The following is a 26,958-nucleotide window of genomic DNA, read 5'->3' as shown; positions in this document are numbered from 1 at the left end:
GGTCGCTCACCGGGCGCCGGAGTAGGTGAGGTCTCCGCGGAGCAGGCCGGTGCCGGGCAGCGCCTCGGCCGGGTCGGTGCCGGTGCGGACCACCCGGTTGTCGGCGTCGACGAAGACCACGCTGGGCACGAAGTCGCGCGCCTCGGCGGTCTCCATCTGCCCGTAGGCGATGAGGATGACCAGGTCGCCGGGCTGCACCAGGCGCGCGGCGGCCCCGTTGATGCCGATCACGCCCGAGCCGCGCTCGCCGGCGATCGTGTAGGTCTCCAGGCGGGCGCCGTTGGTGATGTCGACGATGTGCACGAGCTCGCCGGGCAGCAGGTCGGCGGCGTCGAGGAGGTCCTCGTCGACGGTCACCGACCCGACGTAGTGCAGGTCTGCCTGCGTCACCGTCGCGCGGTGGATCTTGCTCTTCATCATGGTGCGCAACATCAGCTGCTCCCTGCTCGTTCGTGGTGGTGCCCAGCGCGCCCCAGGCACAGGGGCGTGTTGTCGATGAGGCGTGTGCTGCCGACCCGGGCCGCGATGAGCAGCCGGGCCTCCCCCTCGTCCGGCGCCGGGCCCAGGTCGGGCGCGGTCAGCTCGAGGTAGTCCAGGGCGACCCCGGGCGAGTCCTGGAGTACGGCGCGCGCCGCCGCCAGCGCGTGCGCGGGGCCGCCGGCCCCTGCCTCGGCGCCGGCGCGGAGGGCCCGCACGAGGCCGAGCGCGAGGACGCGCTGCTCCTCGTCGAGGTAGCGGTTGCGCGAGGACAGGGCGAGCCCGTCGTGCTCGCGCACCGTCTCGACCCCGACGACGTCGATGCCCATGCACAGGTCGGCCACCATCCGGCGGATCAGCACCAGCTGCTGGTAGTCCTTCTGGCCGAAGAACGCCAGGTCGGGGCGGACCAGGCCGAAGAGCTTGGCGACCACGGTGAGCACGCCCCGGAAGTGCGTGGGCCGGGTCCGGCCCTCGAGCACCTCCGCGAGCGGTCCGGGCTCGACGGTCACCTGCGGCTCGCCGCCCGGGTAGACCTCGTCGACGGACGGCGCGAAGACCACGTCGACCCCCTCGGCGGCGCACACCTCGAGGTCGGTGTCGAAGGTCCGCGGGTATCGGTCGAGGTCCTCGTGGGGACCGAACTGCATCGGGTTGACGAAGATCGACACCACGACCGCGTCGGTGCCGCCGGTCCGGGAGGCGGCCTCGCGGACCAGCGTCGCGTGACCCTCGTGCAGCGCGCCCATGGTGGGCACGAACGCCACCTTCCCGCCGCGGGCGCGGACGGCGGCGAGGGCCTCGCCGAGCTCGGCGCGGGTCTCCGCGACGACCGGCCGGCGGGGACCGGCCTGGGGGAAGGCGGTCACGCGTGGGCCCGTCGGTGCTCGGTGAGCGCGTCGTTGAGGATGCCGACGAGCTTCGCGGCGCGGATCGGCAGCAGCCGACCGTCGAGGACCGCCCGGTTCGCGGTGGCCCGCGCCATGGCGACGTACGACTCGAGCGTCGACGGCGAGCTGGTGGCGATGTCGACGAGGTGGGCCCGGACGGTGTTGACGTCGCCGCGCACGATGGGCCCGGTCAGCGCCGCGTCGCCGTAGGAGAGGACGTTGTCGAGGGCCGCGGTGAGCAGCGGGCGCAGCGTCGCCGCGGGGTCCTCGGCGCCCGAGGCGCGGAGCAGGTCCATCGCCTGGGCGACGAGGGTGACGAGGTGGTTGGCACCGTGGGCGAGGCCGGCGTGGTAGAGGGTGCGCCGCTCCTCGGGTACCCACATCGGCACGCCGCCGAGGTCGGCGACCAGGGTCTCGACGAGCTCCCGGGTGTCGGTGGGGGCGGTGACCCCGAAGACGCACCCGTCCAGGCGGGCCAGGTCGACGTCGGTGCCGGTGAACGTCATGGCCGGGTGCAGGGCCAGCACGTGGGCGCCCCGGTCGGCGGCCGGTCCGAGCACGGCGAGGCCGTGCCGACCCGAGGTGTGCGCGACGTACTGGCCGCGCCGGATCGCGCCGCTGGCGCTGAGCATGTTCACGACGTTGTCGAGCATGTCGTCGGGGACCGTGAGCAGCAGCAGGTCGCACGCGCGGGCGACGGCGGTCGGCTTGAGCACGGGGACGCCGGGGAGCAGCGTCTCGATGCGGGTACGCGAGGCCGATGACTCACCGGCGGCGGCCACGATCTCGTGGCCTGCGGCGCGCAGTGCGGCCGCGAGGACGGCGCCGACACGACCGGCACCAACAACCCCGATACGGGTCATCGAACTCACCTTTCGTTCCAGTCCCCTGCCTTCGGGGTACCGGACGTTCTGCTGGGCTCGTGCAGGACGAGCGTACGCTCGCGCCAGGGGGGCCGGAACCCGGCTCTCGCGTGGGCTCCGTCACAGCACATACCCGCAGGGCTGCCCCGGTTAACCTGACCGCATGACCAGCCTGACGTCCCTCGGGATGCCCGCCATGCCGCCGCCGACCTCGGACCCGGCGTGGAAGAACGCCTGGGACGCGGCGCTCTACGGTCCGGCGGGCTTCTTCCGCCGCGAGTCGCCGTCGGCGCACTTCCGCACCTCCGTGCACGCCTCCCCGCTGTTCGCCGCCTCGCTGGTCGAGCTGGTCCGCCGGGCCGGCCTGGACACGGTCGTCGACGTGGGCGCCGGCCGCGGCGAGCTGCTCGCCGAGATGCACCGGATCGACCCGTCGCTGACCCTGCTCGGGGTCGAGGTCGCCCGACGCCCCGAGGAGCTGCCCGCGGCGGTGGACTGGACGCCGGCGCTGCCCGAGTCCGTGGACGGGCTGATGGTGGCCAACGAGTGGCTCGACAACATCCCCTGCCACGTGGTCGAGGTCGACCCGAGGGGCGTCCCGCGCGTGGTGCACGTCGACCCGGCCACCGGCGCGGAGAGCCTCGGCGCCTCCCTGGCGGACCGTTCCGTGCCGGCGTCGCTCGCGGCCTGGTGCGAGCAGTGGTGGCCCCTGGGCTCGCGGGAGCCGGGTGCCCGCGCGGAGGTCGGCACCACCCGGGACGCCGCCTGGGCCGACGTCGTACGACGGGTGCGGCACGGGCTCGCGGTGGCGGTGGACTACGGCCACACCGCGCCGGACCGGCCGCCGTACGGTTCGCTCCGCTCCTACCTGCGCGGGACGGAGGTGGACGTGCTCCCGGACGGGTCGCGCGACGTCACCGCCCACGTCGCGGTGGACTCGGTGGCCGGGCGGACGGACGCCCGGCTGCTCCGGCAGGCCGACGCGCTGCGCGCCCTCGGGGTCTCCGGGCGGCGCCCCGACCTCGCGCTGGCCGGCACCGACCCGGCCGGCTACGTCGCGTCGCTCTCGCGCGCCGGCGAGGCCGCGGAGCTGACCGAGGAGACCGGGCTCGGCGGATTCTGGTGGATGGTGTCCGCGGCCGGGGTGCCGCAGCCCTTCGACGCCTGACCCTCCCGGAGGCTCGGCGGCGCACTGTTGCCGATCCCGGCAGACTTCGCAAAAAGGACACATCGGGCCAGGTCCTGCTCCATTCTCTCTGCTCGTGCCCTGGTCCTATCGCCCTGCCCTCGACGGGCTGCGCTCCGTCGCCGTCTACCTCGTGCTGCTCTTCCACTGCGGCCTCGCGTCGGTCGGCGGTGGCTTCATCGGGGTGGACCTGTTCTTCGTGCTCTCCGGCTTCCTCGTCTCGAACGTGATCCTGAGTGAGCTCGACAGCACCGGGCGGCTGTCGCTGGGACGCTTCTACGCCCGACGGGTCCGCCGGCTGCTGCCCGCCGCGGTGGTGGTCGTGGTCGCCACCAGCTTGATGTTCCTGCTCACCACGTCGCTGGTGCGCCGCGTCCCGCTGGTCACCGACGCGCAGAGCGCGCTGCTCTACGTGGCGAACTGGAACTTCCTCTCCCAGCAGAACGACTACTTCGCCACCGGGGTCGACGAGAGCCCCTTCCTGCACTTCTGGTCGCTGGCGATCGAGGAGCAGTTCTATGTCGTCTTCCCGGTCCTGCTGCTCCTGCTCGTCCGGGCCTCCCGCCGCTGGGCCGGTGCCACCGCCGCCGCGCTGGCCGGCCTGCTCGCCCTGTCGCTGGCGAGCCAGCTCGCCTGGGCGGGGGTGGACCCGAACCGGGCCTACTACGGCACCGACGCCCGGCTGTACCAGCTGCTCGCGGGCGCGCTCCTCGCGGTGACCCTGCGCGGCCTGGCCAGGCGGCCGGGGTCCGCGCTCGCCGGCACGGGCGCACTCGCCGGCCTCGCCGGGCTGCTCCTGCTGGGCAGCGGCGCGGTCGAGCTGAGCCCGTCGTGGCGCGGGGTCGGCGCGACGCTCGCCTCGGCCGTCCTGGTCGCCGGCCTGATGCTGTCCGACGACGGCTGGCTGAGCCGCCGGCTCTCCGGCCGCACGCCGGTCTACCTGGGCAAGGTCTCCTACGGGACCTACCTCTGGCACTGGCCGGTGATCCTGGTCCTCCAGGAGGTGCTCGCGGTCCGACCGGCGGTCCTGGCGGTGATCTCAGCGGTGCTGAGCACCGGCCTGGCGGTCCTCTCCTACGAGCTGTTCGAGATGCCGATCCGCACGGTGAGCCACCTGCGCCGGTACACCTGGAGCACGGTCGTGGCCGGCGTGGCCGCCAGCGCCCTCGTGGCGACCGCCGTGGTCCCCGTGGTCCTCGAGAGCGACCGGAAGCCACGCCTGGTGCAGGCGGCCGCGGTCAGCTGGGCACCGGGGTCGACCCCGGGCGGGACGGCAACCGCCACCCCGGCCTCCACGACGGTCGGACCGACCGACCGTGAGCGCCGGGCGCCGGTCCCCGCCATCGACTGGCGTGCGGTGCTCGACGACACCGGCCCGATGCCGCCCTGCTCCGTCGAGCGGCCGCAGGACTGCGTCGTGGTGCGCGGCGACGGCCCCCACATCACCCTCGTCGGTGACAGCCAGGCGCGGATGCTCGGACCGATGTTCATCAAGCTCGCGCAGGAGCACGACCTGACCCTGTCCCTCAACGTGATGCCCGCCTGCTCCTGGCAGGCCGGGCTGGTCAACGTGACCCAGCCGCTGGAGAACCAGCGGAAGTGCCGGTCGCTGCGCGCGGAGTGGTACGACGAGGCCCTGCCCGTGCTCGACCCGGACCTGGTCGTCCTGGCCACGCTCCCACGTGACGACGAGGCGGAGTGGGCGGGGAACCTGGTGCGCGACGGCGGGTCGGACGAGACGCTCTCGGAGCTGAACTTCGCGGCCACCACCGAGACCCTCGACACGATCACCTCCCAGGGCCGGCGGGCCCTGGTGGTCACCAGCATGCTGGGCACCCCCGGGATGGACCCGCTGGACTGTCTGGCCACCGCGACCCGGCTCGACCAGTGCGAGGTGCCCGTGCCTGCCGAGACGCCGGTGAGCGACGCCTACTACCGGATCGCCTCGGAACGCTCGGCGGACGTGTTCACCCTCGACGTGAACCCGATCATCTGCGTGGGCGCTCCCCGCTGCCTGCCGGTGGTCGACGGCATCGTGGTCTGGAAGAACCGGAACCACTTCACGACCACGATCGCCACGCACTTCCGCCGCGAGGTCTGGTCCGCGCTCAGGGCGACGGGGGCACTGAAGGGCTAGCCGGCCTGCCCAGGCGGCGCCGGGCCTCCCGGCTCACCCGCACCTCCACATCGAACCACTCCCGGGTCTCGGCCGCGACCCGGTTGCGGGCGCGCACCCGGGTGGGCCCGGGCGGGCTGTCGAGGTGCAGGTCGGCCAGGCCGAGCCGGCGCTGCCACGGCCCCTGGGTCACCCGGACGGACTGCACGCGGGCGTGCGGGGCGGCGTGCGTACGTCGGGTCAGCCACCCCTCGCGCGAGACGACCAGCCGGTCCGTCGCGCCGGCCGCCATGTACCGCCAGCCCACCGGGGCCGCCCACCGCGCCCCCCGCGGTGCCGGGTGCAGCGTGGCCTGCGCGACCTCGTCCCCGGCCAGCACGTGGCGCGCCAGGAAGGCCACGGCCGCGCGCTGCCCCACCGGCAGCACCGTCGACGGCGCCGGCCCCTCGTCCTCGGAGGAGTCGCCGTAGCCCGCGATCGAGACGTCCAGGCGGGACCAGCCCAGCCACCGCCACAGCAGCGGCTCGGTGACCACGAGCCCCTGGATCCGGGCGACGGTGATGGTCTGCGCGGTGAGGTCGAACAGGCCCCGGCGCACCTGGAGGCCGGCCGGGGTCTCCGACACGGTGAACCCGTAGTTGCCCGAGACCCGCTTGAACAGGACGACCCCGAGGCCGGCGAGCAGCGGTGCCACCGCTGAGGCGCCGAGCCACTCCCCGCTCGCCACGAACACCGCCAGGAGGCCGGTCCCGAGGACCACGAGCACGATCGTCTCGACGGACAGCAGGGTGCTGAGCATCAGGGTGCCGAGGTCGACCCGGGCGAGGACCCGCTCGGGCCCCGGCGGAGCGGGTACGGCGGCCACCGGGGCGCTCTGCGGGGTCGGGGTCGCCCCCTCCGCCGTGGGCGCCGGCCCTTCCACCGCGAGCCGTGCCTCCGGCGGCGCCGTACGCGCCCGGACCTCGTCGCGGTGGGTGAGCAGGAGGTCCTTGAGCTCGCGGGCCTCGCCGAGCGGGAGGAAGGCCAGCGACCCCTCCCGGGCGTGACCCCCCGCGACGTCCATGCGCAGCTCGGCGAGCCCGAACAGCCGCGCCACGAACGGCTGCACGATATCGATGCCCTGGAGCCGGTCGATCCGGATCCTCCGGGACTGCCGGCTGATCACCCCGGTGTCCACCCGGAGCTCGTCGGCCTCGATCCAGAACTTGGTGCGGTACCACGACGCGATCCCGAACACGCCGCCGCCGACGAGCAGCATCCCGAGCAGGACCGCGGCCGGCCCGAGGTCACCGCGGGTCACGTCGCGCAGCACCGTCGTCCCGGCCGCGACCACCACGATGAAGCCGCGCACCACCGGGGTCAGCGGCGAGAGCCTCCGGAAGGGGCGGTCGGTCACAGGCCGGCCGCCTGCGCCTCACCGAGCTGGGTCAGCCGGTCGCGGAGCCGGGCCGCCTCCGCGGCCGGGAGGCCGGGGATCCGGGCGTTCGAGCTGGCGCTCGCGGTGTGCAGGTGCACGGTCGCGACCCCGTAGAGCTGCTCGACCGGGCCGGAGGTGATGTCCACGAACTGCATCCGCCCGTACGGCACCGCGACCAGCTCGCGGAACAGCGCGCCGTGCTTGATGAACAGGTCCTCGTCCCGCTCGGCGTACCCCCACGACCGGGCATTGCGGCCGATCACCACCCAGCCGGCCGCGCCGAGCACCAGCCAGAGCGCGGCGAGGCTGCCGAACCAGCCGAGCAGGCCGAGGACGAGCCCGGCCGTCAGCGACACCACCACGGCGACCGCCACGAGGACGGCCAGGACGGTACGCCGCATCCGGCCGAGCTGCGGGGAGACGGGGCGCCACTCGTTGCCCGGCGGGGCGAAGAGATCGTTCACGCGTCGAGCCTAGACGCCGTGGGACGATGGGCCCCGTGACTGAGCGCAGACCGATGAAACGCCCCGAGCAGATCGTGGTCGGCGTGGGTGCGGGTGCGGCCGGGTTCGGCGACCACGAGCGTGGTGGCGGCCCCGGGATGGCCACCCAGGACATGGTCCTCAACATCGGCCCCCAGCACCCCGCGACGCACGGCGTCCTGCGGCTCCGGCTCACCCTCGACGGCGAGCGCATCGTGGCGTGCGAACCCGTCGTCGGGTACATGCACCGCGGCGTCGAGAAGCTGTTCGAGGTGCGCGACTACCGGCAGATCATCGTGCTCGCCAACCGGCACGACTGGCTCTCGGCGTTCTCCAACGAGCTCGGCGTGGTGCTCGCCGTCGAGCGGATGCTGGGCATGGAGGTGCCCGCGCGGGCGGTGTGGCTGCGGACCCTGCTCGCCGAGCTGAACCGGGTGCTGAACCACCTGATGTTCATGGGCTCCTACCCGATCGAGCTCGGCGCGATCACGCCGATGTTCTACGCCTTCCGGGAGCGCGAGACGATCCAGGCGGTGATGGAGGAGCTCTCCGGCGGCCGGATGCACTACATGTTCAACCGGGTCGGCGGGCTCAAGGAGGATCTGCCGGCCGGCTGGCTCGACCGGTGCGGGCAGGCGGTCACGGCGGTCCGCTCCCGGCTGCCGCAGATCGAGGACCTGATCTTCGGCAACGAGATCTTCCAGGCCCGCACCCAGAACGTCGGGATCCTCTCCCGCGAGCTGATCGACGCGTACGGCGTCTCGGGACCGATCTCGCGGGCCTCCGGGGTGGACTTCGACCTCCGGCGCGACGAGCCGTACCTCGCCTACGACGAGCTCGTCGCCGATGGCGTGATGCGGCTGTCGCTGCGCGCGGAGGGTGACTGCTACGCGCGGTTCGGGCTGCTGCTGGACCAGGTGCAGGTCTCGCTCGACATCGTGGAGGCCTGCCTCGACCGGCTCCGCTCGCTCGACCGGGGGCCGATCAACGTGCGGCTGCCGAAGATCCTCAAGGCCCCGGAGGGGTCGACGTACGCCTGGACCGAGAACCCGCTCGGCATCAACGGCTACTACCTCGTCTCCCGGGGCGAGAAGACCCCGTGGCGCATGAAGCTGCGCAGCGCGTCGTTCAACAACATCGCGGTGCTTCCGGAGGTCCTCACCGGCTGCGTCGTCGCGGACATGGTGGCGATCCTCGGCTCGATGTTCTTCGTCGTCGGCGACATCGACAAGTAGCACCCCGGCCTGGCGGCCGGATACTGCTGGGCCGCAGCGTGGTTACCGGCCGAGCTTCTTCTGCTCGACGTGCTCGTTGATGGCGGCGAGACGGGGGTGGGCGTCGAGCACCTCGATGATCTGGGCACAGGACAGGGTGTGCGCCTGGTGCTCCTCGATGAGCCGGCGGAGCAGCTCGAAGTCGTCTGCGGTGTCCAGGGTGACTCGGTAGGCCGACTTGTCCTCGGGCCAGGCCGTGTTCCGCAGGTGCATCCGCCCGGTCCGGTTGGCGTAGAGATAGGGCGTCACGTGCTCACGCTCGACCTCCTCCGAGGCGTGCTCCTGAGCATCGAAGAGCGCCTCGGCGCTGAACACCTCGAAGTCGAAGCCGCGGGGGAACGTCCTCTCGAGCGAGTTCGACAGGTACAGCCACGGGTCGTCGGCGGCCACGAAGTCCTCCACCGCGGAGGCGATCAGGGCGCCGTCGATCAGTGGGCAGTCGGACGTGACCCGTACGACGATGTCGAGGTGGTGCTCAGCAGCGCAGCCACTGAACCGGGAGAGCACGTCGTGCTCGCTGCCCCGGTGAACCGGCAGCCCCCGTCCTGCCGCCAGCGAGACGATGTCGTCGTCGGTGGCGTTGGTGGTCGTGGCAACGTAGACCGGCAGGCCGCTGCGGGTGAGGCGGTCGAGGTGATGGTCGAGCATCGTGCGGCCCCCCGCGGTCATCAACACCTTGCGCGGGAGCCGCGTGCTCGTCGTCCGCGCCTGGGTGATGATCCCGACCCGCATCAGTGCAGCGCCTCGACCAGCTGCTCGACGACGTGGTCGACCTGCGTGTCGGTGAGGTCGGGGAACATCGGCAGCGAGAGCTCCTCGGCGTAGAACGCCTCGGCGTGGGGACACATGCCGCGCCGGTAGCCCATCCGCGCGTAGACAGGGTGCCAGTAGACCGGGAGGTAGTTGACCTGTACCCCGATCCCTGCCGCGCGCATCTTCTCGAAGACCTCGCGTCGGCGACCGTCGAGGACCCGCAGCGGGTAGAGGTGCCAGGCGGGGTCGACGTCGTCGCGCCGCACGGGCACGCGCACCCCGGCAACTCCGTCGAGCGCCTGGTCGTAACGGTCCTTGATCTCCGCGCGCCGCTGCTTGAACTGCTGGAGCCGGCGCAGCTGGCTGAGCCCCAGGGCCGACCCGATGTCGGTCAGCCGGTAGTTGAGCCCGAGCTCGTGGACTTCCTGGTGCCAGGGACCCTGGTCGGTGATCTCGAAGCGGTCGGGGTCACGGATCAGGCCGATGTTGTGGAACTCCGCTGCGCGCTGTGCCAGCGCGGGGTCCTTTGCCACGACCGCTCCGCCCTCACCGGTGGTGAGGTTCTTGGTCGGGAAGAACGACATCGTGGTGATGTCGGCGAGGTCCCCGACCGGCCTGCCGTGCGACGTACCCCCCACGGAGTGGGCAGCGTCGGCGAGGGTGACCGCACCGACGCCGGCGGCGAGCTCGTTCAGCCGGTCGTAGTCGCACGGGTGCCCTGCATAGTCCACGGCGGCGACGACCCGGGTCCGGTCGCCCACGAGAGCCGACACCGCTCCCGGGTCGATGAGCGCCGTGTCCTCCTCGACGTCGGCGAAGACGATCGTGGCGCCGAGGAGCGACGCCGTGCTCGCGGTCGCCACGAAGGTCATGGGCGTCGTGACCACCTCGTCACCCGGCCCGAGGCCGAGCGCCGCGTAGGCGATGTGGAGCGCGGCCGTGCCGCTGGTGCAGCTCACCGCCCGGTGCCCGCCGACCATCGCCGAGATCGCGGACTCGAACTCGGCGACATGGGGTCCGGTGGTCAACCAGTCGCCGGACAGCACCGCCGTGACGGCGGCGACGTCTTCCTCGGAGACGGACTGACGCCCGTAGGGCAGCACGGTCAGATGTCCTGCTCGAGGATCCGGGTGATGTCGTCGCGCGTGAACCATTCGTCATTGCTGTCCGAGCGGTAGGCGAAGCCCGGCTCCATCAGCTTCCCGTCGGCCGGTGGCTCGTACCCCCACGTGCCGAGGTCGGGCTGGAGGACGTAACGCTCCCCGACGCGCAGGGCCCGACGGCCCTCCTCGGGGGAGATCATCTCCTCGTGCAGCTTCTCGCCGGGGCGCAGGCCGACGTCGTGCATCGCCGCACCCGGTGCGATCGCCTGGGCAAGGTCGGTGATCTTCATCGACGGGATGCGCGGCACGTACAGCTCGCCACCCTGCATCATGTCGAAGGAGTCGACGACGAACTTCACCGCCTGCGGGAGCGTGATGAAGAAGCGCGTGCAGCGCAGGTCCGTGATCGGCAGGGACTGACCCGCCTCGGCGAGGCTCCGGAAGAACGGGATGACCGAGCCGCGGCTGCCCATCACGTTGCCGTAGCGCACCACCGAGAACCGGCTCTCGTAGGCCGCGGCGTAGTGGTTCCCCGAGACGAAGAGCTTGTCGGCGGTCAGCTTGGTCGCGCCGTAGAGGTTGATCGGGCTCGATGCCTTGTCCGTCGACAGCGCCACGACCTTCTTCACGCCCGTGTCGATGGCGGCCTCGATGACGTTCTGGGAGCCCATCACGTTGGTCTTGACGAACTCGAACGGGTTGTACTCCGCGGTGTCGACCTGCTTGAGGGCGGCGGCGTGCACGACGTAGTCCACGTTGTGCATGGCGCGCAGCAGGCGCTGCTCGTCACGGACGTCCCCGATGAACCAGCGCAGGCGCCTGTCGTCGTTGAAGAGCTGCCTGACCTCGTACTGCTTCAGCTCGTCGCGGCTGAAGATGATCAGCCGGCGCGGGTTCAGGTTCTCGAGGGCGTAGCGGACGAACGCCTTGCCGAAGGATCCGGTTCCGCCCGTGACGAGAATGTCGGATTCCTGCAGAACGCTCATGCATGTCCGCCTAGCTGGAGAGTGACGTGTCGTCGGGCGCGAGTATCGTAACGGTCGCCCTGATCCGATCCGACAGGCGAGGAGCCCCTTGGCACCCAGGATTGCCGTCCGCTGTGACGTGGGGCCGACCGTCGGTGTCGGCCATGTCATGCGCAGCCTGGCGCTGGCCGAGGAGCTCTCGTCGAGGGGCTGCGAGGTCGTGTTCGTCTGTGACGCCCACTCCGTCCCGTGGGCACGCGAGCAGATCCGCACCCGGGGCTTCGCGCTGCTCCCGTCCGTCGACTCCGCCGAGGCCCACGTCGAGCTCTTCGGGGCCGAGGGCGTCGCGGCCGTCGTGTTCGACTCCTATGTGCTGCCCGGTGCGGTCTACCGGGGCGTGCGGGCGACGGGGATGCCCACGCTCGCCCTCGTCGACAACCAGCTGCGCGGCGCCGAGGCCGACCTCCTGCTCGACCAGAACATCGGCGCCGAGGAAGACCCGGTCGAGCTGCCGGTCGGCAGCGAGCGGCTGGCGGGGCTGAGCTACGCCCTCCTGCGCGACGACGTCGTGCTGCGGCGGCCCTCGGCGCCGCCGGCGGCGACCACGGCGTCGGTCCCCTCCGTGATGGCGGTCTTCGGCGGGACCGACGCGTACGGCGCGGCACCGGTCGTCGCGTGCGCGCTCGCGCGGACCGGCCTGCCGTTCGTGGCGACCGTGGTGACCCGCTCCGACCTGCTCGACGAGGTCAGCGCCATCCCGCTGGCCTCCGGGCAGAGCATCGACGCGATCACGCCGACCGACCGGCTGCCTGAGCTCGTCGTCGGAGCGGACCTCGTGGTCAGCGCCGCCGGCTCCTCGACCTGGGAGCTTCTGGCGCTCGGCGCGGCCACCGCTCTCGTGCGGGTCGCCGACAACCAGACCGTCAGCTACCAGCGGTTGGTGTCCGGCAGGCTCGCTGCGGGCCTCGGCTCGCTGGCCGAGCTGCGCGGCGAGGGGGCGGTCGCAGCCCACGACACTCTGCGCGGCCTCCTCCGCGACCCGTCCCAGCGCGCAGCTCTCGCCTCCGCCGCGTGGGCCAGGGTCGACGGACGCGGCAGGGCCCGGGTCGCCGACCGGCTCCTCGCCCTCGTTGCCCGCTGACCGGGCAAGGGCTCAGACGAGGTTCCAGGTCAGCGGCGTGCCCTTGGGCGCGTCCGAGCGGAAGGTCCGACCCAGGACGACGTCGATCATCGCGGGCTCGAGCCCACCGGCCGGACGGATGGACCGGACGTTCTCCGGCGTGACGACGTCGCCGGCTCTGACGTCCTGCACGACGTAGAGCGAGCGGCGGAACCTCAGCCCCTCGGCCTCGCCCTCGGTCGGTCCGACGTACGCCGTGCCGAGCGCCCGCCAGGCCGTGTTCGTCTCCCGGACGAGCAGGTGCAGCTCGCCGGGGTCGAGCGAGAACTCCGAGTCGACGCCGCCGTCGTGCCGGTCCAACGTCACGTGCTTCTCGATCAGGGTCGCGCCCAGCGCCACTGCCGCCACCGCCGCGCCGATCCCGAGGGTGTGGTCGGAGAGACCGATCTGCGTGTCGAGGAGTGCCCGGAGCTGGGGAATGGCCCGAAGGTTCGAGCCCTCCGGGGTCGCCGGGTAGGACGCCGTGCAGCTCAGGACGACGATGTCCTCGTTGCCCGTCTCGCGTGCGGTGGACACCGCCCGGTCGATCTCGGAGAGGTTGGCCATCCCCGTGGAGATGATGATCGGCTTTCCGGTCTCGGCCATCGCCCGGATCAGGGGGAGGTCGACGATCTCACTGGAGGCGACCTTGTAGGCGGGCACCTCGAGCTTCTCGAGGAACGCGACGGCGGTGGGGTCGAACGGCGCGGAGAACGCCACCATGCCGAGCTCGCGGGCGAGCCCGAAGATCGGCTCGTGCCACTCCCAGGGAGTATGCGCCTCCTCGTAGAGCTCATAGAGCGAACGGCCTCCCCACAGCTCGTGCCCCGAGGACACCCGGAACGCCGGGGAGTCCACATCCACGGTGATCGTGTCCGCCGTGTAGGTCTGCAGCTTCAGGGCGTGCGCCCCGGCCTCGGCCGAGGCCCTGACGATGTCCAGAGCCCGGTCGAGGTCACCGTTGTGGTTGCCCGACATCTCCGCGACGATGAACGGCGGGTGCCCCTCCCCGACCGGGGTCGAGGCGAAACGGATGGTCTCCTGCATCAGATCAGCCCCCTGGAACGCAGCTGCTCGCCGAAGCGCTTTCGACGTTCGGCCCAGGCGTCCTCGAACATCGCCAGGACGTGTGTGTCGACCCATTCCCCGTCGCGGTACCAGTGATCGCGCAGGAGCCCCTCCTCCACGAAGCCGAACTTCTTGTGCATGGCCACGACAGCGGTGTTGAACGACAGCACCTCGCAGCACAGCTTGTGCAAGCCCAGCTCGCCGAAGGCGTGCTCGAGGACGAGGTACTCCACCGCGCTGCCCACGCCCCGACCCCGGGTCGACGGGTCGGCCAGGTAGAACGCCCAGGTGGCCCGCCGGTTCTCGTGGTCGTGCTGGGAGACGAACGCCGCACCCACCGGCTTGCCGTCCATGGCGATGATCCAACCCCTGCGCCCTTCCCGCCGCAAGAGCTGGGTGTACCAGGCGTCGTGGGTCTCCCGGGAGATCTCGGCGCGGTCGTACATGTACGGCCGCACCTCGTCGGAGCTGCGCCACTCGTACAGCAGCCAACGATGGGACTCCTCGCAGTCGATGAGCTCGATCATCACGTCTCACCCCGCGGTGGCAGCACCGTCGCCTCGCCGGACAGGACCGTCTCGCCCGTGACGTTGGTGCAGCGCGTGGCCAGGCGGACGCGGCCCTTCTCGCCGACCTCCACCACCTCCACCTGCGCGGTGATCGTGTCACCGATCCTGACCGGGGCGGAGAACTCCAGGGTCTGTCCGAGGTAGATCGTCCCTGGCCCGGGGAGACGAGTCCCCAGACACGCGGAGATGAGCCCCGCGGTCAGCATCCCGTGCGCGATGCGCTCGCCGAAGAGGGACTTCTCCGCGGCGACCGCGTCCAGGTGCACCGGATTGGTGTCCAGGCTCACCGCGGCGTACATGAGGATGTCGGCCTCGGTGATGGTCTTGCTGATCCGCGCTGTGTCACCAACGCTGATGCTCATCGGAGTCCTCTCCGGGTCGTTGTCGGAGCCACACGCTACGGCGCCGCCTCAGAGGCGGCTAGTCGCCCCACCCGAGCCTGGGCAGAGCCGGGGTCGACCAGGAGGTCACGCGCCGTCCCCGTCCGTCGGCTCGTTCGCCGAGCGCCGTCCCATCTCCTCCTCGAGCTGGCGCAGCCGCTCCTCGAACCGCGACGCCGCGCTGATCCGGGCCCGGATCCGCTCGTGCTCGCGGCGTACCTCCTCGACGAGGGACAGGGCCTCGTCGTAGTCGCCGGGAGCGGCCTCGGGACGAACGAGCCGCTCGCGCAGCGACTCCAGTCGCGCCTCGAGGGCGGCCATCTGCGGACCCATCCGGTTCATGTCCCGCTCCAGCGCGCCGATCCGACGATTTTGACGGTCGAGTCGCTGCGTGGTCGCGTCGGGGACGTCCGCGGGCGGAGCGGGTCGTCTCCGCCCAAGGAGCGACCGGCCACGCGCACGCGCATTCTGCAGGTATGTCATCTTGTCTCCTCGAGAGCGTGCTGAGGGCGTCATCGCAGGAACCGTGCCCGCCCCGACTCGATCCACGAGCGCATCAGTCGTGACTCGTTGTCGATCCGGTGCTCGGGGCCGACCGGGCAGGAGTCTCCCCACTGATGGTGCCAACGCGTCTGGGTCGGGTCATCGAGGAACGAGAACCCCGTCAGCACGATGTCACACTCGGGGAAGAGCACGATCGCGAGGTACGCCGCGGTCATGCCCGTCGTGGGGGCCAGCCGCTCCTCGCGCCACGGGATGTCGAGCTCCTCGCTCAGGGGGATGGCGGCCGACCCGTTGGGCACGGCGACGAGGCCGAGGTCCTGGGGCCAGGAGGCGGGCCACATCTCGGCGATGCCGTGCATGCGCATCGGCTCGACCATGAGGTAGAGACGCTCACGGTAGCGGTCGAAGAGGAACTCCGTGGCGCGGGTGATCCGGTTCCACACCACCACGTCGACCCGGCCGCCCTGACAGCGCGGCTCCCCCGGCCGGTCCATCACGAAGCTGTTGACCCGGATCACCAGGTCGGCGGTGTCGATCTCATCGGCGCGAGCCTCGTCGGGCGGGAGCGGGGCATTGCCCACAACCGCGACCTTGCGCACCGGCCGGTTCCGCGCGTAGGCGAGCATCAGGTCGCGCAGGACCGCGGAGTCCTGGGCCGCGGGCTCGACCGGCGCAGCGGCGGTCACCCCTCGCGCCGCCGGGGGCCCGTCCCCGCTCACCGCAGACTCCCTGGCCGGCCGACGTGGACGAAGCAGCGCCTGGCTGACGTACCCATGCGTCTCCCTTCGCTCCTGCTGTCCGCTCTGCTTCCGCCGCTCCGGTCAGCTCACGGACGCGACTGCCGACGAGGGTACGTGACGCCGGCCGGAACGGGACTCGGACCCGCCGCTCGGTGCCGACCCGCCGCATCCTGCCGGCTTCAGGGGCAGGGCGGGACGGGTCGGCGGGCTGATTCGGGTCAGGATGCGTGGGGTCAGACGAGGCCCTTCTGGGTCAGGTAGTCCGAGGCGACGTCCTCGGGGAGCATGCGCTCGGAGTCGACCTTGGCGTTGAGCGTCATCAGGTCCTCGGTGGTGAGCGTGTCCGACAGCTTGTTCAGCGCGTCGGCCACGTCGGGGTGGGCGTCGAGGAACTCGGTGTTCACGACCGGGACGAGGTTCTCGGCGTTCTGCCAGTCCTTGTCGTCCTCGAGCACCACGAGCCCGAGGTTCTGCAGCGAGCCGTCGCTCGTGCCCACCTGGCCGACCTCGACCTCGCCGCTGGTGACCGCGTCCTTCGTCTGGGTGCTGCCGAACCCGAGCGGCTCGAACGTGCTGATCTCGACGCCGTACACCGACTCGAGACCCAGCTTGCAGTCGTCGCGGTCCGGGCAGTCCGGGGCCGCCGCGAGCGCGACGGGCTTGTCGTAGTTCCCCAGGTCGCTCAGCGTGGTCACGCCGTTGGTCTCCGAGAACTCGGTCGTGACCGCGAACGCGTTGGCGTCCTCGGCCTCCGCCGGCTGGAGCGGAGTCACGCCGGCCTGCGAGCCGAGCTCCTCCAGGGTCGCCAGGGTCTCGTCCACGTCGGGGGACGCCACCGGCTTCGCGTCGGGGCCGTTGATGTCCTTGTTGAGGTACTCGGTCATCGAGGAGACGTACTCCGGCGCCACGTCGACCCCGCCGCTGCCGAGCTCGCCGGCGTAGAGGGTGCGGTCGCCGAGGCCCTTCAGCGTCGGCGCGTACCCGGCGTCCTCGAGCAGCGCGGCGTACATCTCCGCCATGATCTGCATCTCGGTGTAGTCCTGGTAGGCGATGACGACCTCGTCGCCGGAGCCGCCCGCGCCCGAGCCGCTGCCGGAGTCGAGCGCGTCCTCGCCGCCGTTGCCGCAGGCGGCGAGGAGGAGCAGGGGCGTCGCTGCCACGGCGGCGAGCGCCCGTCGTACCGAGGTGCTGCTGGGTCGCCTGAGGATGCTCATGCGCTCCGCCTTCTGTGTCCCGCGGTCATCACCGCGCGTGTCCGGTGGGCGCCGTCCGACACCCGCTCGGATCAGCGTACCGACCCGGCTCGAGAAGCAGGAGTACGGCGGGCGCGGGCCACCGGGTCCAGCAGCCGCTGGGCGAGCACCATCAGGCCCTCGAGGAGCAGCGCGAAGACCGCGACCACGAGCGCCCCGGAGACCACCTCGGGAAGGTCCTGGCGGCGGAAGCCCAGCGTGATGATCCGGCCAAGGCCCGGCCCGGCCACCAGGGCGGCGATCGTCGCGGTCGCCCACACCTGGACCACGGCGAGCCGGACGCCGGCCAGGATCAGCGGCAGCGCGAGCGGCAGCTCGACCCGCCGCAGCAGCTGCCCGCCCCGCATGCCCATGCCCCGCGCCGCCTCGACGGTGTCCCGGTCGACCTCCCGCATGCCCACGTAGGCGTTGGTGATGATCGGCGGCAGCGCGAAGAGCACCAGCGACAGCAGCGTCGCGAGGCCGGCCCGGCCGTAGGGGCCGAGGTCGCCGGCGCCGACCGGGCCGATGGAGAGCAGCAGCAGCACCGCGAAGGTGGGCACCGCCCGCCCGACGTTGGAGATGTTGACCGCGAGGAGGCCGCCCCGGCCGACGTGGCCCAGCCACAGCGCGAGCGGCAGCCCGAGCAGGACCGCGAGCACGGTCGCGGTCGCGGTGAGGAGCAGGTGCTCGCTGAGCCGGTTCCAGACTCCTTCCTCGCCCTGCCAGTGGGCGGGGTCCTGGAACCAGGCGACGACGCCCTGGAACACGTCGAGCACGGCTAGGCCCCCCTCGTCCTGGCCCACGGGGTCAGCACCCGCTGCGTGCCCACCAGCAGCAGGTCGAAGGCCAGGGCGAGCGCCACGCACAGCACGCTGGCGGTGAGCACCTGCGGCTTGAACTGGGTGTTCACCGCCTCGAAGAGCAGGTTGCCCAGGCCGCCGTAGTCGATGATCGCGCCCACGGTGGTCAGCGCGACGGTCGACACCGTGGCCACCCGGAGCCCCGCCATGATCGAGGGGACCGCGAGCGGCAGCTCGACCGAGAGCAGCAGCCGGGTGCCGCCGTACCCCATCCCGCGCGCGGCCTCGACGACGTCGGCGGGCACGGCCTTGAGCCCCTCGAGGATGTTGCGGACCAGGATGGTCAGCGAGTACAGCACCAGCCCGGTGACCACCGTGGTCGCGGTCAGGCCGGTGAACGGCAGCAGCAGGGCGAACAGGGCGAGCGACGGGACCGTGTAGAGCGCCGTGGTCGTGCCGACCACGGCCCACTCCACCCGGGCGTGCCGACGCGCCAGCAGCGCGAGCGGGAACGCCACCGCGAGCCCGAGCAGCACCGACACCACGGTCAGCCACACGTGCTGCACCAGCGCCTCGGTCAGCTGCTCGGCGCGGCTGGTGAGGAACTCCCCGCAGACCCACTCGTTGCGGACCATGCAGTTAGGCTCGGCGGCAGCCGGCACCACGGCAGTGCTCGGGGAGGGAAGGGCCACACATGGAACCTAGCGAACAGCCGATGATCAGGCTCGCAGGCGTGGGCAAGACCTACCCCGACGGCACCGTCGCGGTGCACGAGCTCGACCTCGACGTGCCGCGCGGCTCGCTGGTCTGCCTGGTCGGCCCGTCCGGCTGCGGCAAGTCCACGACGCTGAAGATGGTGAACCGGCTGATCGAGCCGACCAGCGGCACGATCACCCTCGACGGCGAGGACATCACCCACGTCGACCCGGTCGCGCTGCGCCGGCGGATGGGCTACGTCATCCAGCAGGTCGGCCTCTTCCCCCACCAGACCGTCCGCACCAACGTCGCCACGGTCCCGTCGCTGCTCGGCTGGGACCGGAGGAAGGCGATGGCCCGGGCCGACGAACTGATGGACCTCGTCGGCCTCGACCCGGCCCAGCACGGCGGCCGCTACCCCCACCAGCTCTCGGGCGGCCAACGCCAGCGCGTCGGGGTGGCCCGCGCCCTCGCCGCCGACCCGCCGGTGCTGCTCATGGACGAGCCGTTCGGCGCGGTCGACCCGGTGGTCCGGGGTCGGCTGCAGGAGGAGTTCCTGCGGCTGCAGCGGGACCTGCAGAAGACGGTGCTGCTGGTGACCCACGACATCGACGAGGCGGTCCGGATGGGCGACCGGGTCGCGGTCTTCGCCGCGGGCGGCCGGCTCGCCCAGTACGACGTGCCCGCGCAGATCCTGGGCAAGCCCGCCGACGACTTCGTGGCGGAGTTCGTCGGCAGCGCCCGGGGGCTGCGCCGCCTCTCGGTCACCCCGATCGACCGCGGCGACCTGGAGGCGCCCGACGGTCACCAGGTGCGCACGTCGGTGGACGTCTCCGCGTCGCTGGAGGACGCGCTGGCCACGATGATGCGGTACGACGAGGGCGTGGTCGGCGTGACCGAGGACGGGCGGACGGTCGGCGTGCTCACCCCGAACGGGGTGCACCGGGCCCTGCGCCGCTCGGTCCAGCAGGCCTGACCGGCCCTGCGCCGCTCAGTCGGCGACGGGTACGTCGCGGTGCCACGACTGGGTGACGTAGCTCGTCTTCCAGCCCATCGACTCGTAGAGCGCGTCCGCGCCCGTCGGGGAGTCCGCGTCGACCTCGAGGCCCACGCGGTCCCGGCCGCGTGAGGCGGCGTCGGCGATGATCGTGCCGAGCAGCGCCTTCGCGACGCCCCGGCCGCGCGCGGACTGGAGCACGCCGAGGTACTCCACGTAGCTGCCGTCGGGCTGCCCGTCCTCACCCTCGCGGACCGCGCCCACGAGCGTGCCGGCGGGCTCGGGCTCCTTGCCCTCGTCGACGAGCTCGGCGATCCACCAGTGGTCCCACCGGTGGCCGGGGTCCTCGCGGAGCCGGAAGACGAACTCGTCGAAGGTCTCCTCGTGGGAGTTGAAGTGGTCGGCGAACGACGTCTCGAGGATGTCGTGGACGGTGCGCAGGTCGTCCTCGTCCGGCATCCCGCCGCCCTCGCGCTTCACCGGCCGGATCACCACGCCCGCGTCGGGCTCGGGGTCGAGGTCGGCCTCCTCCGGTGTCACGGGGCGGCTCATCTGCCACCAGCGGCGTACCTGGGTGTAGCCGGCGCGGGAGAGCCAGCGGTGCTGCCGGTCGTCGTCGGCGAAGGCGCCGCTGTCGATCTGCTGCACGTCCAGGCCCCGCTCGGAGCCCACCCGGGTCGCGGCCTCGTCGGCCCACTCGAAGAGCACCTCGGCCACCCGGTCGGCCAGGCTGTCGTCGAGCCGGTGGTCGACGATCACGATGAGCAGCATGCGGCCGGCGGCGCGGTCGTGGGCGCTGGCCCAGCCGCGGATGACGCCGTCGCCGTCGCGGAGCACGATGTTCTCGCGCACCATCGAGCCGGTCGCGGAGACCTCCACGAGGACGTCGTCCTCGCCGGATCCCGCCCAGCCGCGCCCGTGCTTCTCGTGCCGGCGGAGCAGCGCCGCGAGCTCGGCCGCATCGGCCTCGTCGGGGGTTCCCACGCTCCATCCGCCGGGGAGGTCGGAGAGGTAGGAGGGGTCGTCGAATCGGTCGGTGCTCGAAGAGGTCACCCGTCGATTGTCCCGCATCGCGGGACGTTCGTCGCCCTCGGGTCCGCGGGCCCGGACGGATCCGTCCGGTCAGCGGGGGTGGTCAGCGGGTCAGGCGTGCTTGCGGTCGTCCGCGGCTGCGCCGGCCCCGGCGTTCGCCTTGTCCTCCCAGGCGAGCAGGTCGACGACGGTGCTGGCGTCCATGACGCCGTCCCAGCCCTCCCAGCTCGCGAGCTCGTCGGCCTCCTCGGCCTTGCGGATCTCGAGCTGCTCCTGGAGCGAGGCGACGAGCTCCATCGCGTCGTTGGCACGGCGGGCCTCCCGCTTCACGCGGGTCTCCGCCTCCATGGCGCGCTTCTCGGCGAGCACGATGGTGCCCTCGAGCTCCTTGATGGAACGGTCGCGGATGGCCAGCCGGTCGGTCATCGCGGTGGTGAACTCGGCGTGCTCGGCGGCGCGCTCGGAGAACATGCTCCGGTAGGCCTGCGCCTGCGAGGCGCGGTCGGTCGCCGCCTCACGACGGCTCTGCAGCAGCTCGTTGTAGATGATGCGCGAGGCGGCGAAGCCGCACACCAGCGCGAAGACGGAGGAGACGCTGAGCCAGGCCGGGGACTGCGTCGGCAGCGCGAGCACCACGGCCGCGGTGGCCACGGAGAGCAGGGTGACGGCGACGGTGACGCGGACGCTGCGCTGACGGCGGCGATTCGGGGAAGAGATGGCCATAGGAGCAGCCTAGGTCTCGGAGTCGTCGCGGTGGACGCGACACGCTCGCTCCAGGAGCAGCGATCCTGCGACGATCAGCACACCCGCGACACCGGCCAGTCCCGCCTGGACCATCCGCTGCGGGCCGAGCGCCGCGGCGGTCACCCCCCACCAGCTCAGCGCGTACCCGAAGTAGCCCCCGGCGACGATCGCCCCGGTCAGCGCGCACGCCTTGGCGAGCACCAGCCGGTTCACCGCCCGGTGCGGCTCGATCCGCTCGTGGCGCCGGTGCAGAGCCCGGTACGTCGACCAGGCAACCGCGCCGATGATCACGGCCACGAACGCCAGCGCCAGGACCGGCAGCCAGCCCACGGTCGGGGCCGCCCCGTTGACCCGGACCGCCACCGGACGCAGCAGCCAGCCGAGCACCAGGCCGGTCAGGCCGAACCCGACGAGGGTCCCGACCCGCGTCGTGCCGACGTGGCCGGAGGGGCGCTCGTCGTCGTACCGCTCGTCGTCCTCCCGGTCGCGCGGGTCCGGGTCGCGGCTCACTGCAGGTCGAGCGAGAGGTCCTCGCGCACGGTGACACCCTCGCGCCCGGTCTGCTCGAGCAGCTTGGCGACGGGTCCGTGGTCGGGGATGTCGGCATCGGGCTCGATGTCGTGCCACGGGGCGAGGACGAACGCGCGCTCGTGCGCCTTCGGGTGCGGCAGCACCAGGTCCTCGTCGTTCGCGCGGCGGTCGCCGACCACGATCAGGTCGACGTCGAGGGTGCGCGGGGCGCCGGGCTCGCTGCGCTCACGGCCGAAGGCGTCCTCGATGGCGAGCGCGCGGTCCAGCAGGGTGCGCGCGGACAGCGTGGTGTCGATGAGCACGACGGCGTTGAGGAAGTCGCGCGAGTCGTCGGGGGCGTCCACCGGCCGGGTCTCGTAGACCGGGGAGACCGCGGTGACCCAGACCTCGGGGGTGTCGGCGAGGGAGTTGACGGCGCCCTGGAGGTTGGCCAGCCGGTCGCCCAGGTTGGAGCCGACAGCCAGCACCGAGCGGCGGATGGGGTGCATCTCGCCGGTCAGCGTGTCGGTGTCCACGATGTGGGGGTTCGGGGTCTCAGTCACGATCGGCTCCGAAGAATCGTCAGGGTGACGTCCGAGAACGTCGCCTCGATAGGGGCGTCCGGCTTGTGCACGGTCACTTCCGTCCATTGCACACGGCTGTCGGTGAGACACAGGTCAGCAATACGCTGCGCCAGCGTCTCGATCAGGTCAACAGGGTCGGTCTCCACGGCGTTCTTCACCGCCGCCACGAGGCTTCCGTAGTCGACGGTGTCCTGCAAGTCGTCGGTGCGCGCGGCCGGACGGGTGTCCAGCCCGAGCACCAGGTCCACCAGGAAGACCTGCCCGTCGCGGCGCTCGAAGTCGAGGACACCGTGGTGTCCGTAGGCCTCGATCCCGCGCACCGCGAGCCGGTCCACGCCCTGCGGCGCATCGGCCTGCGAAGCCCGTGCAGCCGGGTCGTCAGTCCTCATGGTGCTCTCCCGACACTACCGGGGACGCGTGATGGATCCACAACCGCCAGCCGTCGGCTGTGCGAACGAACACATTGGTGGCCACCGCCTTCGCGCCGGTGAACGCCCCCTCCTCGACCGAGTCGTCGGCGGTCAGCACGTTCTCGGTGCAGGTCACCGACGCGACGTCCCCGAGCACGCTGGTCTCGACGTCGGTGAGGAAGAACTGGATGTAGGGGGTGTTCGCCATGATCAGCGCCCACGAGCGGTTGATCGCGGACGTGCCGCGCACCGGCAGCGCCCCCGGGTGCACGCACAGCGTCTCGCCGTCGTCGACCCACAGGTCCCGCATCGCGTCCAGGTCGGCGGCCTCGAAGGCGCGGTAGAACTCCTCGTTGACCGCGACGACCGCGGCCCTGTCAGCCTGGCTGCTCATCGCGCCTCCTGGCCCTGGGCCCACCGCTGCGCCACCCGGACGGCGTCCGCGGTCGCCCGCACCGAGTGCACCCGGATGCACCACGCTCCGGCTGCGGCGGCCAGCGCCGAGGTCGCGGTGGTGCCGTCGTCCCGCTCGAGGGGCGGGCGCAGCGTGCCGTCGTCGGCGGCGAGCAGGGCACCGAGGAAGCGCTTGCGGCTCGTGGCGACGAGCAGGGGGTGCCCCAGGCCGTGGAACCGCTCGGTCGCGGCCAGCACGTCCCAGTTCTGCTCGGCGGTCTTGGAGAACCCGATGCCCGGGTCCAGGGCGATCCGCTCCGGCGCGATCCCGGCCGCGACGGCCCGGTCCCGCTGCTCGACGAGCTCGCGCATCACGTCGTCCACCACGTCGACGTACTCGGTGCGCTGCTGCATGGTGACCGAGTGCGCGCGCCAGTGCATGAGGATGTACGGCGCCCCCGCCGCGGCCACCACCCCGAACATCGCGTCGTCCGCGCGGCCGCCCGAGACGTCGTTGATCACGGCCGCACCCTGGCGCAGCGCGGCCTCGGCCACCTCGGCACGCATCGTGTCGACCGACACCCGGGTGCCGTCGGCCGCGAGCCTCGAGACCAGCGGCAGGACCCGGTCGATCTCCTCCTGGACACGCGGTCGGGTCGCGCCGGGACGGGTGGACTCGCCCCCCACGTCGATGATGTCGGCGCCGTCCGCGACGAGCCGCCGCGCGTGGGCCAGGGCCGCGTCGGGGTCGACCCAGCGGCCCCCGTCGGAGAACGAGTCGGGGGTCACGTTGACCACGCCCATCACCAGGCTGCGGCCGAGCCGGGGCAGGCCGGCGACGTGGCGGGGCGGTCCGGCGAACATGTCCCCGACCCTATATCCGCGCCGTGTGCGCGCCGTGCGCCGCCCGGATGCGCCCGCTCGGGCGGGGTCCGGGCGGCGCAGTCGGAGCGAGGTGGGGTCAGCGGGTGCCGTGCATGATGAGGCTCATCGCCTCGGACCGGGTGGCGGCGTTGTGCATCACGCCGCGGACCGCGGAGGTGACCGTCTTCGAGCCGGGCTTGCGGACGCCCCGCATGGTCATGCAGAGGTGCTCGGCCTCGATCACCACGATGGCGCCACGCGCCTCGAGGATCTTCATCATGGAGTCGGCGATCTGGGTGGTCAGCCGCTCCTGGACCTGGGGCCGGCGGGCGTAGACGTCGACCAGCCTGGCCAGCTTGGACAGGCCGGTGATCCGGCCGTTGTCCGCCGGGATGTACCCGATGTGCGCGACCCCGGTGAACGGGACGAGGTGGTGCTCGCACATCGACCACAGCTCGATGTCCTTGACCAGGATCATCTCGTCGTGGCCCATGTCGAAGGTGGTGGTGAGCACCTCCTCCGGGTTCGTCCGCATCCCGACGAGCAGCTCCTGGTAGGCCCGGGCCACCCGCGCCGGGGTCTCCCGCAGCCCCTCGCGCTCGGGGTCCTCGCCGACCGCGATCAGCAGCTCGCGCACCGCAGCCTCGGCCCGCGGGAGGTCGAAGGGCGGGATGTCCTCGCGCGGCTCCTGGCTGATCCGGTCGACCGTCATGAGTTCACGGTGGGGTCGCCGTGCACGTCACCACCGCTGCCGGGCGGGGTGAGGATCACGGCGCCCTGGGTCTCCTCCGGGCCGGAGCCGTTGGCGGCGGACTTGGGCACCTCGACCGGCGGGATCCGCGACGGCTCCCGGGTCGGGGACCCGGTCCACGCGGGACGTACCGGACGGCGGCGCAGCGGCTCGAAGATCGCGGCGACCTCGGCCTTGTCGAGGGTCTCCTGCTCCATCAGCGCGAGCACCAGCGAGTCGAGGACGTCGCGGTTCTCCTCGAGGATGTCGAAGGCCTCCTGGTGGGCGGTGGCGAGGAGCCGCTTGGTCTCCTCGTCGACCACGGCGGCGACGTCCTCGGAGTAGTTGCGGGTGTGCCCCATGTCGCGGCCGAGGAACGGCTCGCCCTGGGTCTCCCCCAGCTTGATCGCGCCGAGGCGCTCGGTCATGCCGTACTGGGTGACCATCGCCCGGGCCAGCGACGTGGCCTTGTCGATGTCGTTGCCGGCGCCGGTGGTCGGGTCGTGGAAGACCATCTCCTCGGCCGCGCGGCCGCCGAGCATGTAGGCGAGCTTGTCGAGCATCTCCGAGCGGGTCTGGGAGTACTTGTCCTCGTCGGGCAGCACCATCGTGTAGCCGAGGGCGCGGCCGCGCGGGAGGATCGTGACCTTGTGCACCGGGTCGGTGCCGGGGAGCGCGGCGGCGACCAGGGCGTGGCCGCCCTCGTGGTACGCCGTGATCAGCTTCTCCTTCTCGCTCATCAGCCGGGTCCGCTTCTGCGGGCCGGCGATGACCCGGTCGATCGCCTCGTCGAGGGCCTCGTCGTCGATGAGCTTGCTGTTCTGACGCGCGGTGAGCAGCGCGGCCTCGTTGAGCACGTTGGCCAGGTCGGCGCCGGTGAAGCCCGGCGTACGACGGGCGACCGACAGGAGGTCGACGTCCTCGGCCATCGGCTTGCCGCGGGAGTGGACCTTGAGGATCATGTGCCGCCCCGCGAGGTCGGGCGCCTCGACGCCGATCTGGCGGTCGAACCGGCCCGGACGCAGCAGCGCGGGGTCGAGGATGTCGGGACGGTTGGTCGCGGCGATCAGGATGACCCCGCCGCGGACGTCGAAGCCGTCCATCTCCACGAGCAGCTGGTTCAGCGTCTGCTCGCGCTCGTCGTGGCCGCCGCCCATGCCGGCGCCGCGGTGCCGGCCCACGGCGTCGATCTCGTCGATGAAGACGATCGCGGGGGCGTTCTCCTTGGCCTGCTCGAACAGGTCGCGGACGCGGGAGGCGCCGACACCGACGAACATCTCGACGAAGTCGGAGCCGGAGATCGAGTAGAACGGGACCCCGGCCTCGCCGGCGACGGCGCGGGCGAGCAGGGTCTTACCGGTGCCGGGCGGGCCGTAGAGCAGGACGCCCTTGGGGATCTTCGCGCCGACGGCCTGGAACTTGGCCGGCTCCTGGAGGAACTCCTTGATCTCGCCGAGCTCCTCGATGGCCTCCTGGCACCCGGCCACGTCGGAGAACGTGGTCTTCGGCATGTCCTTGCTGATCAGCTTCGCCTTGGACTTGGCGAACTGCATGACGCGGCCGCCGCCGCCCTGGACCTGGTTCATCAGGAACAGGAACAGCAGGATGATCAGGACGAACGGGAGGAGCGTGGCCAGGATCGAGCCGAGCAGGCTCGGCCGCGGGACCTCGACGTTGAACTTCTCGATGGTGCCGGCGTCGACCTGGTCCTGGACCTTGTTGACCAGGCTGACCTGCTGCCCGGCGACCCAGGAGGAGGTGAGCTTGGTGCCGTCGTCCAGGGTGGCCTGGATCTCCTGGTCCCCGTCGACGAACAGGATGCTCTCGACCGAGCCGTCCTCGATGTGGCCGACCATGGTGGACGTGTCGACCTCTTCGTCGCCACCGTTGGGGGCGAGGTACTGCAGGGCGACGAGCACGCCGACCACCGCGACGACGATCCACAACCAGGGACCTCGGAAAATGCGCTTCACGTCCATGTGCCGGGGTCTACGCCCCGCCCTCCTGCCAAGTCACT

At 71.9% G+C, this 26,958-nt stretch carries 30 protein-coding genes; 5 read left to right on the top strand and 25 right to left on the bottom strand.

All coding sequences use genetic code 11. The features are described 5' to 3' along the window. Window positions 1-6: 6 nt before the first annotated feature. The 3 genes from panD to K1X13_RS06710 are packed head-to-tail and all read right to left on the bottom strand — an operon-like array spanning window position 7 to window position 2,230. Window positions 7-432: an aspartate 1-decarboxylase gene (panD, locus tag K1X13_RS06720; RefSeq protein WP_221024176.1), complete on the bottom strand. Its 426-nt coding sequence runs from the start codon at window positions 430-432 to the stop codon at window positions 7-9. Then, window positions 432-1,346: a pantoate--beta-alanine ligase gene (gene panC, locus K1X13_RS06715; RefSeq protein ID WP_221024175.1), complete on the bottom strand. Its 915-nt coding sequence runs from the start codon at window positions 1,344-1,346 to the stop codon at window positions 432-434. Before panC ends, panD begins: the two co-directional genes overlap by 1 nt. Next, window positions 1,343-2,230 carry a Rossmann-like and DUF2520 domain-containing protein gene (locus K1X13_RS06710; protein ID WP_221024174.1) on the bottom strand — a complete coding sequence of 296 codons (888 nt, stop codon included), beginning with the start codon at window positions 2,228-2,230 and terminating at the stop codon, window positions 1,343-1,345. The genes panC and K1X13_RS06710 overlap by 4 nt, the downstream gene beginning before the upstream one ends. 163 nt (window positions 2,231-2,393) lie before the next feature. On the opposite strand from K1X13_RS06710, the gene K1X13_RS06705 reads away from it, so the two are divergent. Together K1X13_RS06705 and K1X13_RS06700 are read left to right on the top strand one after the other, a co-directional pair. After that, window positions 2,394-3,398 (top strand): SAM-dependent methyltransferase, encoded by a 1,005-nt coding sequence (locus tag K1X13_RS06705; protein WP_225914536.1) that lies wholly within the window; start codon window positions 2,394-2,396, stop codon window positions 3,396-3,398. A gap of 94 nt (window positions 3,399-3,492) precedes the next feature. Then, window positions 3,493-5,553, top strand: a complete 2,061-nt coding sequence (locus K1X13_RS06700; protein ID WP_221024173.1) for an acyltransferase family protein — start codon at window positions 3,493-3,495, stop codon at window positions 5,551-5,553. Here the strand turns inward: K1X13_RS06700 and K1X13_RS06695 are convergent. Continuing rightward, window positions 5,525-6,928: a PH domain-containing protein gene (locus tag K1X13_RS06695; RefSeq protein ID WP_221024172.1), complete on the bottom strand. Its 1,404-nt coding sequence runs from the start codon at window positions 6,926-6,928 to the stop codon at window positions 5,525-5,527. The two genes, K1X13_RS06700 and K1X13_RS06695, sit on opposite strands and share 29 nt — an antisense overlap. Next, window positions 6,925-7,413 (bottom strand): PH domain-containing protein, encoded by a 489-nt coding sequence (locus K1X13_RS06690; protein ID WP_221024171.1) that lies wholly within the window; start codon window positions 7,411-7,413, stop codon window positions 6,925-6,927. Before K1X13_RS06690 ends, K1X13_RS06695 begins: the two co-directional genes overlap by 4 nt. Before the next feature lie 35 nt (window positions 7,414-7,448). Here K1X13_RS06690 and K1X13_RS06685 point away from each other — a divergent pair, with 35 nt between their 5' ends. Continuing rightward, window positions 7,449-8,666: an NADH-quinone oxidoreductase subunit D gene (locus K1X13_RS06685; RefSeq protein ID WP_308249432.1), complete on the top strand. Its 1,218-nt coding sequence runs from the start codon at window positions 7,449-7,451 to the stop codon at window positions 8,664-8,666. 42 nt (window positions 8,667-8,708) lie between these two features. On the opposite strand, the gene K1X13_RS06680 is transcribed toward K1X13_RS06685, so the two are convergent. The 3 genes from K1X13_RS06680 to pseB are packed head-to-tail and all read right to left on the bottom strand — an operon-like array spanning window position 8,709 to window position 11,547. After that, window positions 8,709-9,437 carry a cytidylyltransferase domain-containing protein gene (locus tag K1X13_RS06680; RefSeq protein WP_221024170.1) on the bottom strand — a complete coding sequence of 243 codons (729 nt, stop codon included), beginning with the start codon at window positions 9,435-9,437 and terminating at the stop codon, window positions 8,709-8,711. Beyond that, window positions 9,437-10,561, bottom strand: coding sequence for a DegT/DnrJ/EryC1/StrS family aminotransferase (locus tag K1X13_RS06675; RefSeq protein WP_221024169.1), 1,125 nt, complete (start codon window positions 10,559-10,561; stop codon window positions 9,437-9,439). The genes K1X13_RS06680 and K1X13_RS06675 overlap by 1 nt, the downstream gene beginning before the upstream one ends. Before the next feature lie 2 nt (window positions 10,562-10,563). Next, window positions 10,564-11,547 carry a UDP-N-acetylglucosamine 4,6-dehydratase (inverting) gene (pseB, locus tag K1X13_RS06670; RefSeq protein WP_221024168.1) on the bottom strand — a complete coding sequence of 328 codons (984 nt, stop codon included), beginning with the start codon at window positions 11,545-11,547 and terminating at the stop codon, window positions 10,564-10,566. Between the two features lie 148 nt (window positions 11,548-11,695). Here pseB and K1X13_RS06665 point away from each other — a divergent pair, with 148 nt between their 5' ends. Then, the gene (locus K1X13_RS06665) at window positions 11,696-12,667 is read left to right on the top strand and encodes a spore coat protein (RefSeq protein ID WP_225914535.1); all 972 of its coding nucleotides are present in this window, start codon (window positions 11,696-11,698) and stop codon (window positions 12,665-12,667) included. Window positions 12,668-12,679: 12 nt separating this feature from the next. Here K1X13_RS06665 and pseI read toward each other — a convergent pair whose 3' ends face one another. From pseI to K1X13_RS06625, 8 genes are all read right to left on the bottom strand, one after another. Further along, window positions 12,680-13,732, bottom strand: coding sequence for a pseudaminic acid synthase (pseI, locus tag K1X13_RS06660; protein WP_221024166.1), 1,053 nt, complete (start codon window positions 13,730-13,732; stop codon window positions 12,680-12,682). Next, a complete protein-coding gene (gene pseH / locus K1X13_RS06655; protein WP_221024165.1) occupies window positions 13,732-14,280 on the bottom strand; it encodes a UDP-4-amino-4,6-dideoxy-N-acetyl-beta-L-altrosamine N-acetyltransferase in 549 nt (182 codons plus the stop codon). Before pseH ends, pseI begins: the two co-directional genes overlap by 1 nt. Beyond that, window positions 14,280-14,684 carry a MaoC family dehydratase gene (locus K1X13_RS06650; RefSeq protein ID WP_221024164.1) on the bottom strand — a complete coding sequence of 135 codons (405 nt, stop codon included), beginning with the start codon at window positions 14,682-14,684 and terminating at the stop codon, window positions 14,280-14,282. Before K1X13_RS06650 ends, pseH begins: the two co-directional genes overlap by 1 nt. A gap of 105 nt (window positions 14,685-14,789) precedes the next feature. Next, on the bottom strand, window positions 14,790-15,044 hold the full coding sequence (locus K1X13_RS06645) for a hypothetical protein (RefSeq protein ID WP_221024163.1): 255 nt from the start codon (window positions 15,042-15,044) through the stop codon (window positions 14,790-14,792). 170 nt (window positions 15,045-15,214) lie between these two features. Then, window positions 15,215-15,892, bottom strand: coding sequence for a hypothetical protein (locus tag K1X13_RS06640; RefSeq protein WP_221024162.1), 678 nt, complete (start codon window positions 15,890-15,892; stop codon window positions 15,215-15,217). Between the two features lie 287 nt (window positions 15,893-16,179). Continuing rightward, a complete protein-coding gene (locus K1X13_RS06635; protein WP_221024161.1) occupies window positions 16,180-17,160 on the bottom strand; it encodes an ABC transporter substrate-binding protein in 981 nt (326 codons plus the stop codon). Window positions 17,161-17,231: 71 nt separating this feature from the next. Next, the gene (locus K1X13_RS06630; protein WP_221024160.1) at window positions 17,232-17,957 is read right to left on the bottom strand and encodes an ABC transporter permease; all 726 of its coding nucleotides are present in this window, start codon (window positions 17,955-17,957) and stop codon (window positions 17,232-17,234) included. Window positions 17,958-17,959: 2 nt separating this feature from the next. After that, window positions 17,960-18,616: an ABC transporter permease gene (locus K1X13_RS06625; RefSeq protein ID WP_221024159.1), complete on the bottom strand. Its 657-nt coding sequence runs from the start codon at window positions 18,614-18,616 to the stop codon at window positions 17,960-17,962. A gap of 80 nt (window positions 18,617-18,696) precedes the next feature. Here K1X13_RS06625 and K1X13_RS06620 point away from each other — a divergent pair, with 80 nt between their 5' ends. Beyond that, entirely contained in the window at window positions 18,697-19,653 is a 957-nt protein-coding gene (locus K1X13_RS06620; RefSeq protein ID WP_221024158.1) for an ABC transporter ATP-binding protein, read from the top strand. A 15-nt stretch (window positions 19,654-19,668) separates the two neighbouring features. On the opposite strand, the gene K1X13_RS06615 is transcribed toward K1X13_RS06620, so the two are convergent. From K1X13_RS06615 to ftsH, 9 genes are all read right to left on the bottom strand, one after another. Continuing rightward, window positions 19,669-20,727 carry a GNAT family N-acetyltransferase gene (locus K1X13_RS06615; protein ID WP_308249431.1) on the bottom strand — a complete coding sequence of 353 codons (1,059 nt, stop codon included), beginning with the start codon at window positions 20,725-20,727 and terminating at the stop codon, window positions 19,669-19,671. A 90-nt stretch (window positions 20,728-20,817) separates the two neighbouring features. Next, window positions 20,818-21,429, bottom strand: coding sequence for a hypothetical protein (locus K1X13_RS06610; RefSeq protein ID WP_221024156.1), 612 nt, complete (start codon window positions 21,427-21,429; stop codon window positions 20,818-20,820). Window positions 21,430-21,438: 9 nt separating this feature from the next. Further along, the gene (locus K1X13_RS06605) at window positions 21,439-21,960 is read right to left on the bottom strand and encodes a DUF3180 domain-containing protein (RefSeq protein WP_221024155.1); all 522 of its coding nucleotides are present in this window, start codon (window positions 21,958-21,960) and stop codon (window positions 21,439-21,441) included. Further along, window positions 21,957-22,523: a 2-amino-4-hydroxy-6-hydroxymethyldihydropteridine diphosphokinase gene (folK, locus tag K1X13_RS06600; RefSeq protein ID WP_221024154.1), complete on the bottom strand. Its 567-nt coding sequence runs from the start codon at window positions 22,521-22,523 to the stop codon at window positions 21,957-21,959. The genes K1X13_RS06605 and folK overlap by 4 nt, the downstream gene beginning before the upstream one ends. Beyond that, window positions 22,520-22,933: a dihydroneopterin aldolase gene (gene folB, locus K1X13_RS06595; RefSeq protein ID WP_221024153.1), complete on the bottom strand. Its 414-nt coding sequence runs from the start codon at window positions 22,931-22,933 to the stop codon at window positions 22,520-22,522. Before folB ends, folK begins: the two co-directional genes overlap by 4 nt. Continuing rightward, the gene (locus tag K1X13_RS06590; RefSeq protein WP_221024152.1) at window positions 22,923-23,348 is read right to left on the bottom strand and encodes a nuclear transport factor 2 family protein; all 426 of its coding nucleotides are present in this window, start codon (window positions 23,346-23,348) and stop codon (window positions 22,923-22,925) included. The genes folB and K1X13_RS06590 overlap by 11 nt, the downstream gene beginning before the upstream one ends. Continuing rightward, entirely contained in the window at window positions 23,345-24,211 is an 867-nt protein-coding gene (gene folP, locus K1X13_RS06585; protein ID WP_225914534.1) for a dihydropteroate synthase, read from the bottom strand. Before folP ends, K1X13_RS06590 begins: the two co-directional genes overlap by 4 nt. A gap of 97 nt (window positions 24,212-24,308) precedes the next feature. Next, the gene (folE, locus tag K1X13_RS06580; RefSeq protein ID WP_221024151.1) at window positions 24,309-24,923 is read right to left on the bottom strand and encodes a GTP cyclohydrolase I FolE; all 615 of its coding nucleotides are present in this window, start codon (window positions 24,921-24,923) and stop codon (window positions 24,309-24,311) included. After that, window positions 24,920-26,920, bottom strand: coding sequence for an ATP-dependent zinc metalloprotease FtsH (gene ftsH, locus K1X13_RS06575; RefSeq protein WP_221024150.1), 2,001 nt, complete (start codon window positions 26,918-26,920; stop codon window positions 24,920-24,922). Before ftsH ends, folE begins: the two co-directional genes overlap by 4 nt. Window positions 26,921-26,958 lie beyond the last annotated feature (38 nt).

Origin of the sequence: Nocardioides jiangsuensis (genome assembly GCF_019679455.1) — a bacterium.
Taxonomy (GTDB): Bacteria; Actinomycetota; Actinomycetes; order Propionibacteriales; family Nocardioidaceae; genus Nocardioides_C; species Nocardioides_C jiangsuensis.
Note: the sequence above shows the minus strand (reverse complement) of the source record. Positions and strands in the feature narration are given on the sequence as shown.

What these genes read in the sequence shown, in the direction of transcription:
- panD (WP_221024176.1), bottom strand. Translation starts at nt 432, where the DNA reads ATGTTGCGCACCATGATGAAGAGCAAGATCCACCGCGCGACGGTGACG.
- K1X13_RS06710 (WP_221024174.1), bottom strand. Translation starts at nt 2,230, where the DNA reads ATGACCCGTATCGGGGTTGTTGGTGCCGGTCGTGTCGGCGCCGTCCTC.
- K1X13_RS06705 (WP_225914536.1), top strand. Translation starts at nt 2,394, where the DNA reads ATGACCAGCCTGACGTCCCTCGGGATGCCCGCCATGCCGCCGCCGACC.
- K1X13_RS06680 (WP_221024170.1), bottom strand. Translation starts at nt 9,437, where the DNA reads ATGCGGGTCGGGATCATCACCCAGGCGCGGACGACGAGCACGCGGCTC.
- pseB (WP_221024168.1), bottom strand. Translation starts at nt 11,547, where the DNA reads ATGAGCGTTCTGCAGGAATCCGACATTCTCGTCACGGGCGGAACCGGA.
- K1X13_RS06665 (WP_225914535.1), top strand. Translation starts at nt 11,696, where the DNA reads ATGCGCAGCCTGGCGCTGGCCGAGGAGCTCTCGTCGAGGGGCTGCGAG.
- pseI (WP_221024166.1), bottom strand. Translation starts at nt 13,732, where the DNA reads ATGCAGGAGACCATCCGTTTCGCCTCGACCCCGGTCGGGGAGGGGCAC.
- pseH (WP_221024165.1), bottom strand. Translation starts at nt 14,280, where the DNA reads ATGATCGAGCTCATCGACTGCGAGGAGTCCCATCGTTGGCTGCTGTAC.
- K1X13_RS06650 (WP_221024164.1), bottom strand. Translation starts at nt 14,684, where the DNA reads ATGAGCATCAGCGTTGGTGACACAGCGCGGATCAGCAAGACCATCACC.
- K1X13_RS06645 (WP_221024163.1), bottom strand. Translation starts at nt 15,044, where the DNA reads ATGAACCGGATGGGTCCGCAGATGGCCGCCCTCGAGGCGCGACTGGAG.
- K1X13_RS06635 (WP_221024161.1), bottom strand. Translation starts at nt 17,160, where the DNA reads ATGAGCATCCTCAGGCGACCCAGCAGCACCTCGGTACGACGGGCGCTC.
- K1X13_RS06625 (WP_221024159.1), bottom strand. Translation starts at nt 18,616, where the DNA reads ATGGTCCGCAACGAGTGGGTCTGCGGGGAGTTCCTCACCAGCCGCGCC.
- K1X13_RS06620 (WP_221024158.1), top strand. Translation starts at nt 18,697, where the DNA reads ATGATCAGGCTCGCAGGCGTGGGCAAGACCTACCCCGACGGCACCGTC.
- K1X13_RS06610 (WP_221024156.1), bottom strand. Translation starts at nt 21,429, where the DNA reads ATGGCCATCTCTTCCCCGAATCGCCGCCGTCAGCGCAGCGTCCGCGTC.
- folB (WP_221024153.1), bottom strand. Translation starts at nt 22,933, where the DNA reads ATGAGGACTGACGACCCGGCTGCACGGGCTTCGCAGGCCGATGCGCCG.
- K1X13_RS06590 (WP_221024152.1), bottom strand. Translation starts at nt 23,348, where the DNA reads ATGAGCAGCCAGGCTGACAGGGCCGCGGTCGTCGCGGTCAACGAGGAG.
- folP (WP_225914534.1), bottom strand. Translation starts at nt 24,211, where the DNA reads ATGTTCGCCGGACCGCCCCGCCACGTCGCCGGCCTGCCCCGGCTCGGC.
- folE (WP_221024151.1), bottom strand. Translation starts at nt 24,923, where the DNA reads ATGACGGTCGACCGGATCAGCCAGGAGCCGCGCGAGGACATCCCGCCC.
- ftsH (WP_221024150.1), bottom strand. Translation starts at nt 26,920, where the DNA reads ATGGACGTGAAGCGCATTTTCCGAGGTCCCTGGTTGTGGATCGTCGTC.